Origin of the sequence: Kribbella sp. (assembly GCF_035687465.1) — a bacterium.
In the GTDB taxonomy this organism is placed as follows: domain Bacteria; phylum Actinomycetota; class Actinomycetes; order Propionibacteriales; family Kribbellaceae; genus Kribbella.
In genome coordinates, this window is sequence record NZ_DASRXP010000366.1 from 1 (window position 1) to 7,372 (window position 7,372).

Sequence of the window (7,372 nt, forward strand, 5' to 3'; positions counted from 1 at the left end):
GGTCTGTTCCCAGAGCTCGGGGCCGGTCGTTTCGTAGTGCGAGATCGGGTTGTTCACGTTGGCGTACTGATTCGGCTTCCAGGCACCCTCGATCTCACGGACCAGGCGGTCGGAGACGTTGTAGTACGAGTCCGGGTGCTCCGGCGCGACCGCGGTCGGGCAGACGACCACCTCGGCGCCGTACGCCTTGAGCACGTTGCGTTTGTCCTCGCTGACCTTGTCCGGGCAGACGAACACGCACTTGTAGCCCTTCGCCTGGGCAACCATCGCCAGTCCCACCCCGGTGTTGCCGGAGGTGGGCTCGACGATCGTGCCGCCGGGCTTGAGCTCGCCGGAGGCCTCCGCGGCCTCGATCATCCGGACCGCGATCCGGTCCTTCACCGAGCCGCCGGGGTTGAAGTACTCGACCTTGGCGAGCACCAGCGGCTTGGCACCGTCAGTGGTCGCGTTCAGCCGCACCAGCGGGGTGTTGCCGACCAGGTCCAGGAGTGAGTTCACGTAGCGCACGGATCTCACTGTATGGGACAACGGCGACTGGGAGTGTCGTGGGCCCTATTTCACTTGTGTTGCCACTACCGCGTGTAATCCTGGAAACATGATGAATGCCCGGGCCGCCAAGAAACTGGCCCAGGCCGCAGCCTTCGGAGGCGGGGGACTCGGACTGATCGGTGCCACCCTGTACGGCGTACTGACCGCTGAGGCGGAGTATGCCAAGCGGGTGATCGGTCCGGCGAAGGCTCACCCGGCCAAGGGCGACGGCCTGTATGGCCGCTATCCAGGTCGTCCGATCACGTTCGCGATGATCGGTGACTCCAGCGCGGCCGGATACGGCACGAGTTCGCCCGACGAGACCCCCGGCGTCCTGCTGGCCGGCGGTCTGGCCGAGTTGGCGAAGCGTCCGGTCCGGCTGGTCGACGTGTCCAGGACCGGGGCGAAATCCGTCGACCTGGCCGGCCAGGTCGACAACGCCCTGCTCGCCGGTCCACATGTGGCCGTGATCCTGATCGGCGTCAACGACGTGAAGTCCCAGGTGCCGCCGTCACAGGCCGTGCGCCTGCTCGACAGCGCCGTCCGCCGGCTACGCGCCGCGAACTGCGAGGTCGTCGTCGGCACCTGCCCGGACCTGGGTGTGGTCCGGCCGATCATGCCGCCGCTGCGCCAGATCGCCCGGTCCTGGAGCCGCCGCCTGGCGGCCGCCCAGACCATCACGGTGGTCGAGGCCGGCGGCCGGACCGTCTCGATGGGGTCGCTGCTCAGCGAAGCCTTCCGGACGAACCCGTCGATGTGGGGCCCGGACAACTTCCACCCGTCCGTAACTGGGTACGCCGCTGCTTCGGCCGCGCTGCTGCCGTCGGTCGCAGCCGCCGTCGGGGTCGGCCCCGAGTCCTTCGTCCACCCGGAGTCGTTCCGGGGCGAGGCCGTGCTGCCGATCGCGGAGGCCGCGGTCGCCGCCGCGAAGACAGCCGGTACGGAGGTCGCCGCGGCGAAGGTGGCCGGCCACGATCGCGGACCCAGCGGACGGTGGGCGCAACTGCGGCATCGCCGCCGGCACCCGGAGGCCGACGTGGAGCGGGTCGAGGAACCTTCGGACCAGGTCGCGGACACCGGGGACGCAGTACCTGTTGGGAAATAGTGCGTCCGCTGAGCGGCGACTTTCATCAAGAAACTCTTGCCTGCGGGCGGCGACTGGTGCACAGTCGATAACTACGCATTACCCCGATAACGGGAGGCGAGCATGGGCTTGAACCACTCCGAAGAGACGCACCAACGTCTGGTGGAGAAGGTGCCCAGGTGCACTGGACGCGAGATGGCCGAGTGGTTCAGGTTGATGAACGACGGACCGTCGTTCCTGCGCTTTGACGACAGGGTGAGATGGCTTTCCAGCGAGTACGCCCTCGCTCACGGGCACGCCACAGCCATCGTGCACGAATACGACCTGGTCAAAGGGCAACGGCGAATGGGCTGACGAGCCGAACAGGAGAAGATTTTCGCAGCGGGCCTGCCCTTTCAGGTGGAGGGGCAGGCTCGTTCTGTGTCTCTGGCAAAGCCCCCGTCAGGTTCCGGGCACAGCGAAGGCCCGGCTCCTCCACCTGAAAGAGCCGGGCCTCTCGAGCTAGCTAGCTACTGCTAGTCGCCACCGCGAAGGATCGCGAGGATCCGCAGCAGGTTCCAGTACAGCCAGACCAGCGTGACGGTCAGGCCGAACGCGGCCCGCCAGGCCTCGTTCTGCGGGGCGCCGTGGCGGACACCCTGCTCGATCATGTCGAAGTCGAGGATCAGGTTGAACACCGCCAGGCCGGCGCCGAGCGCGGCGAACAGCAGACCCATCGGGCCCATGCCGGAGATGCCGGTGCCGATACCGAACAGGCTCAGCAGCAGGTTGATCACCAGCACGCCCGCGAAGCCCATCGTCGCGATCATCACCATCCGGGTGAACTTCGCCGTCACCTTGATGTTGAAGTACTTGTAGGTCGCCAGCGTCAGACCAGCTGTCACCAGCGTGGCCAGGACCGCCTGGACGACGATGCCGGAGTCGCCGACCCAGTTGGCGATGAACTTGCTGCCGATTCCGAGGAACACACCCTCGGCCGCGGCGTACACCATCACCAGCGCCGGGTTGATCCGCCGCGAGAACGACAGCACCATGGCCAGCGCGAACGCAACCAGGGCGCCCGCCAGGAAGACCGGCGTCACCAGGTTGTCCGGCGTCCGCCACCAGGCGAGGGCAGCGGCCACGACGACCACACCCAGCGTCAGGCTGGTCTTGACGATCACGTCGTCCAATGTCATGGGGCGGCTGTCCGCCGGTGCCCCTTGGTACTGCTGCGGCGGCATACCAGGCCCGCCGTACTGGCCGGGCTGACCGTAAGGACCCGGCTGACCGTACGGAGCGGCCCCGGGATAGGCCTGGCCTTGGCCAGGCGCAAACGCACTCGACCGGTTCAGGACCGGGTTACTGCTCTGCATGCCATCCTCCTGATGACCCAGTCGACCCGCTGTGGGTCGTACGGAGATACTACGGGGCCACCCTTAACAACACCTGAGGACAAACCACCTGTTCCCAAACCGGAATCCCACTCCCCACAACAGGTTGCACAACCCAACCGGATCCCTGTTTTGGCACCGATTTCGGCATTGACACGGATCGGCGTCGTACCTGTATGGGCAAGTACGACGCCGCGCCGGTGGCCACCCAGGATGTAGTTCGTCCCGCAGGCCAGTTCGGAGTTACGACAGTGGGGCTTCCCGTGAGGCGAGGGCCGCGCCGACCTGGTCCGCCAGGGCGACGGCGACCAAGCGCTGTTCGAGGTCGGGCCGGGCGATCCGGGTCGCCGCGGTGAGCAGGAACCTGCCCTTGGCGATCCCGGCATGCTGCACCAGCAACTCGATCTCGGAATTCGTCGGCAGCCCGTCCCGCTCGGGTTTGAGCGGATGGCCGGCCAACGTCACCGAGCCGTCGTGATTGAGGCGTGGGCGCTGCGTTCCCTTGTCCCCGGCAACGAACTTGCTGTCGTCGATCCGCAGTACCGCGACCAGCTCCGCACTGACCTGATCGATCAGGTCCTCGGTGGATCCACCTTCTGCCGCTGAACCGGAGACGGTCAGTACGCCGTCCAGGTAACCCTTCTGCCGGCTGGCCCGGGCTTGTTGCCGCCGGCCCCAGATCGCGAGCTCCGTCACGGCCACCCCGATCACGAGCAGCAGAACGGTCGTCTCGATGTCGTTCCGGTCGTTGATCGTGAGCCGGTTGTACGGAACGGTCAGGAAGAAGTCGAACCACACCGCACTCGACAGCGCGGCAACCACTCCGGCCGGCCTGATCCCCGCCGACGCCACCGCCACGATCACCAGTACGAGCACCAGCGCCGCATTCGCATTGTCGAAGCTGTCCCGGAACGGAATCAGCCCCGCGCAAACCACCAACGGCCCGCCCACCGCCGCCAGCATCACCCGGCTCCGATACACAGTCACAATCCCATTCACCTCCTCAAGCCCCGCAAATTCAATGTTTCTCGATGAACTCTGACGCCACTCTCATACCTTTGGTGGCCTCCACACAGCGTTCCGTGAGGATCTGCGCAGATTCGTTCGGGGGGAGACGGGGCTAGGCCCAGCAATTAGTCTGGCCGGCATGCCTGCTGACCAAGTCTCGGCCGTAGAACGTGTACGTCCGCCCGAAGACGGGGACGAGCGGGCGACCTTGACCGGGATGCTGGATTTTCTGCGGGATACCGTGGTGCACAAGGTGGCCGGACTCACCGATGAGCAGGCCTTCAGCCGACCGGTTCCCGCCTCCGAGCTGACTCCCGCGGGTCTGGTCAAACACCTGACCGCGATCGAGCGCTTCTGGTTCGCCATCGACTTCGCCGGCTCTGACACCGAGTGGCCGTGGACCGAGGACGATCCACACGGCAACTTCCCGCTGTCGCCAGACGACACTCTGGCCGCGATCGTCGCCGCCTACCGCGCCGAGTGCGCCCGCTCCCGCCAGATCGTCGCCGGCGCTGCCCTCGAGGACATCGCCCAGGGCGAGGACATGACCTTCAACCTCCGCTACGCCCTCACCCACCTGATCGAGGAAACAAGCCGCCACGCAGGCCACCTCGACCTCCTCCGCGAAAGCATCGACGGAACCGCCGGCGAGTAGCACCAGGCGACCGGTTAGCCACCCCGAGCAACCGGCGACGAGCACCAGGCGACTGTCGAGCCACCGCGAGCGAGTGGCGGGGAGACCCGAGCGACTGGCGAGCCGCCCCGAGCGACCGGCGAGGAGCACCCGGCGACCCGCGAGCCGCGCCGAGCAACCGGCGAGAGCACCGAGCGACTGGGCGAGGGAGCATCGAGCGGTCGTCGTCGGGCGCGAGCCGGGCCTTCCTGTCACTAGCCATCGTCGTCGTGGTGGTCGTGGTGGTCGTGGTGGTCGTGGTTGTCGTGGTCGTCGGGGTGGTTGTTGTGGTTGGTGATGGGGTGGGTGCCGGTGTGGTCGACGCGGAATTTGTAGCCGTGGGGGGTGGTCCATTCGAGGGCGCTGTCGTTGAGGCGCGTGACGGTCCAGCCGCCTTGCGGTTTCGCGCGGTGGTTGCGGCGGGCCAGGGGCACGAGGTTGTCGGTGCTGGTCTGGTCGGGTGGGCCGTTGGGCCGGTAGGGCTTGATGTGGTCCAGATCGGTGCTGTTGGTGGTTTCGCGGGTGCCGTAGGGGAACTGTTCGAACGGGTAGGTGAGCTTGACGCGTTCGCGGATCCGGCGCGGGATTTCGTAGGCGTCGACGGCGATGGCGTGGTTGAGGTCGATGACGGGCTGGATGGTGACCTGGTCGTGGCCGAGGAGTTCGCTGAGCTGGCCGGCATACACCGGCCCGAACTGCTCAACCCGGGCAATACCGCCGCCATCGAGCAGGGTCTGGTCGGTGATGTGCAGGTACAGCGTGGAGCGGGCGGCTTTGCGGCCGGTGGCGCCGATCCCGCTGCGGTAGGCGGACCGTTTGATCGCCGCGATCCGCCCCGCCAACTCCCGCAACGCAACAGCATCCATCCCCGGATCAACCCCACCGGCCGACCCGTCCCGATCCCCCGGATCCCTCGAACCGCCCGGATCGGCCGAACTGCCCGGATCGGCCGCACTGCCCGGATCGGCCGCACTGCCGGGATCGTCAGGAGTGCTCGGTGCACCCGGATCGCGGGGATCGCCGGGAGTGCCCAGTGAATCTGGCCCGCCCAGGTCGCCGGAGGTGCCCGGTGCACCCGAACCACCCGCACCGCCCGGATCGCTCGGATCGCTCGGATCGGCGGGTGGCTGGCTGGTGTCGGGTGGTTCGGGCGGGGGTGGTTCGGCGGGGTCGGCGGGGTGGGTGGGGTTGTTGTGGCAGTCGGCGGGTGTGGTGGGGGTGAAGGCGTCGTCCGAGGCCGGGTCGCTGGGGTGGGGCGGGTCCCGGTCGGCGTCGTCGTCGACGCCGGGCTCTTCGCCCACGAACCAGTCACCGGCGCACCGGGCGTCCGCGGACCAGATGGCCCCGCGATCGCCAGTCTGATCGTCAGCTCTGACGTCTGCGGCGCTCGGTCCAGCCTCAGCGCTCCGCTCAGGTCCAGCCTCTGGGCCCTGCACGGGTTCAGGCTCGGTGCCGGGCTCGGGTCCAGGCTCGGTGCCGGGCTCGGGTTCAGGCTCGGTGCCGGGCTCGGGTTCAGGCTGAGCGCCAGCGGAGCCCACGTTCGCCGTCTTAGATCCAGCCGCGGGAGCGGGCACCGTCGCTGCCTCGGCGCCAGTGACCGGCGTGGCGGCAGGTTCAGCGTCAGGCGCAGGGCGGCCCGGAGTCTCTGCTTGTTCGGGCTCTGGCGCCGGGTCGGACTGTGTCGGACGCGCTGCCTGCTCGGGGTCCGCGCGCCAGCAGTCAGCCGCAGCGCCATGAGGCGCGGCCGGGGCAGGCGCGGCGGTGGCGGGAGCGGCGGTGGCGGGAGCGGCGGTGGCGGGAGCGGCGGTGGCGGGAGCGGCGGCCGGGGTGGTGGGCGCTGGGTCCCGATCCGCCGGGGTGGTGGGCGCTGGGTCCCGGTCCGCCGGGGTGGTGGACGCTGGGTCCCGGTCCGCTGGGGTGGTGGGGTCGGGGGCCTGGTCGCCAGGGGTGGTGGTGGGGGTGTTGATCAGGTGGGCGGTGATTTTGAGGAGTTCGTGGGTGAGGGCGGTGTCGGAGATGATGCCGAGGGCTCGGGCCTGGCGCTGATCGAGGGTGCCGGTGTCGCCGATCGCGGCCAGCGCGTCGGCGATCTGGCGCAGGGTGGCCTTGAACCGGATCACATCGCCAGTGGCCGCGCACACGAACAGCGTGGTGGTGCCGTGATTGTCGGTACGCCCGGCCCAGACACCGCGTTCACGGGCCTTCGCCTCGGCCTGCTTCTTCGCGGTTTCCGGGTCGGCCTCCCACAGGGCCGCCTTCACGATGTTCGCGAGACGCTGCGGAGTGATCGAGTTGATCAGGCCACAGACCCTGCGATCCACGATCGTGGCCGCAGCCAACGACAGCGGCAGGCACGCGTCGGCCACCTGGCAGGCCCGCCACGCCTCGACCTGACCAGACTCCACCCGCGCCCAGATCCGCGGCAACCGGTGACGCAACGCCAGAGCCTGACCAAGGAACGCCGCACCGGCCTCGGGGGAACGGCCGATCACCGCACCAAACTCCAGCGCCGCGAACTCCGCCACCCCCGGACACCCCGGACCGCCGTACACCACCACACGTTCGCGGCCCGGGAGCCGCCGCGGATCGAGGTCGGCAGCGGACAACCCGTCGGGACAGTACCGGGCCCGGCCAGGGTGCAGATCAGCGAAATGCTGCCCCAACCGGAGCAGATCAACCTCGGACTGGATCCGCTCCGCATGCGAC

At 68.5% G+C, this 7,372-nt stretch carries 7 protein-coding genes; 3 read left to right on the top strand and 4 right to left on the bottom strand.

Annotated features, from left to right (window positions below; translation table 11 throughout):
- Positions 1 to 507, bottom strand: a 507-nt coding sequence (locus tag VFG33_RS19125; RefSeq protein WP_325054264.1) for a pyridoxal-phosphate dependent enzyme, incomplete at its 3' end; no start/stop codon positions are given.
- Positions 508 to 595: 88 nt separating this feature from the next.
- Here VFG33_RS19125 and VFG33_RS19130 point away from each other — a divergent pair.
- Complete coding sequence (locus VFG33_RS19130; RefSeq protein WP_325054265.1) at positions 596 to 1,633, top strand: SGNH/GDSL hydrolase family protein; 1,038 nt, start codon at positions 596 to 598, stop codon at positions 1,631 to 1,633.
- Between the two features lie 102 nt (positions 1,634 to 1,735).
- The gene (locus VFG33_RS19135) at positions 1,736 to 1,966 is read left to right on the top strand and encodes a DUF4287 domain-containing protein (RefSeq protein ID WP_325054266.1); all 231 of its coding nucleotides are present in this window, start codon (positions 1,736 to 1,738) and stop codon (positions 1,964 to 1,966) included.
- Between the two features lie 161 nt (positions 1,967 to 2,127).
- On the opposite strand, the gene VFG33_RS19140 is transcribed toward VFG33_RS19135, so the two are convergent.
- Positions 2,128 to 2,967: a Bax inhibitor-1/YccA family protein gene (locus tag VFG33_RS19140; RefSeq protein WP_325054267.1), complete on the bottom strand. Its 840-nt coding sequence runs from the start codon at positions 2,965 to 2,967 to the stop codon at positions 2,128 to 2,130.
- Positions 2,968 to 3,228: 261 nt separating this feature from the next.
- The gene (locus VFG33_RS19145) at positions 3,229 to 3,972 is read right to left on the bottom strand and encodes a DUF4118 domain-containing protein (protein WP_325054268.1); all 744 of its coding nucleotides are present in this window, start codon (positions 3,970 to 3,972) and stop codon (positions 3,229 to 3,231) included.
- A 160-nt stretch (positions 3,973 to 4,132) separates the two neighbouring features.
- Here VFG33_RS19145 and VFG33_RS19150 point away from each other — a divergent pair, with 160 nt between their 5' ends.
- Positions 4,133 to 4,648 carry a DinB family protein gene (locus VFG33_RS19150; RefSeq protein ID WP_325054269.1) on the top strand — a complete coding sequence of 172 codons (516 nt, stop codon included), beginning with the start codon at positions 4,133 to 4,135 and terminating at the stop codon, positions 4,646 to 4,648.
- 233 nt (positions 4,649 to 4,881) lie between these two features.
- Here the strand turns inward: VFG33_RS19150 and VFG33_RS19155 are convergent.
- The coding region (locus tag VFG33_RS19155; RefSeq protein ID WP_524538136.1) for an HNH endonuclease signature motif containing protein at positions 4,882 to 7,372 on the bottom strand (2,491 nt) is incomplete at its 5' end.

What these genes read in the sequence shown, in the direction of transcription:
- VFG33_RS19150 (WP_325054269.1), top strand. Translation starts at nt 4,133, where the DNA reads ATGCCTGCTGACCAAGTCTCGGCCGTAGAACGTGTACGTCCGCCCGAA.
- VFG33_RS19130 (WP_325054265.1), top strand. Translation starts at nt 596, where the DNA reads ATGATGAATGCCCGGGCCGCCAAGAAACTGGCCCAGGCCGCAGCCTTC.
- VFG33_RS19135 (WP_325054266.1), top strand. Translation starts at nt 1,736, where the DNA reads ATGGGCTTGAACCACTCCGAAGAGACGCACCAACGTCTGGTGGAGAAG.
- VFG33_RS19140 (WP_325054267.1), bottom strand. Translation starts at nt 2,967, where the DNA reads ATGCAGAGCAGTAACCCGGTCCTGAACCGGTCGAGTGCGTTTGCGCCT.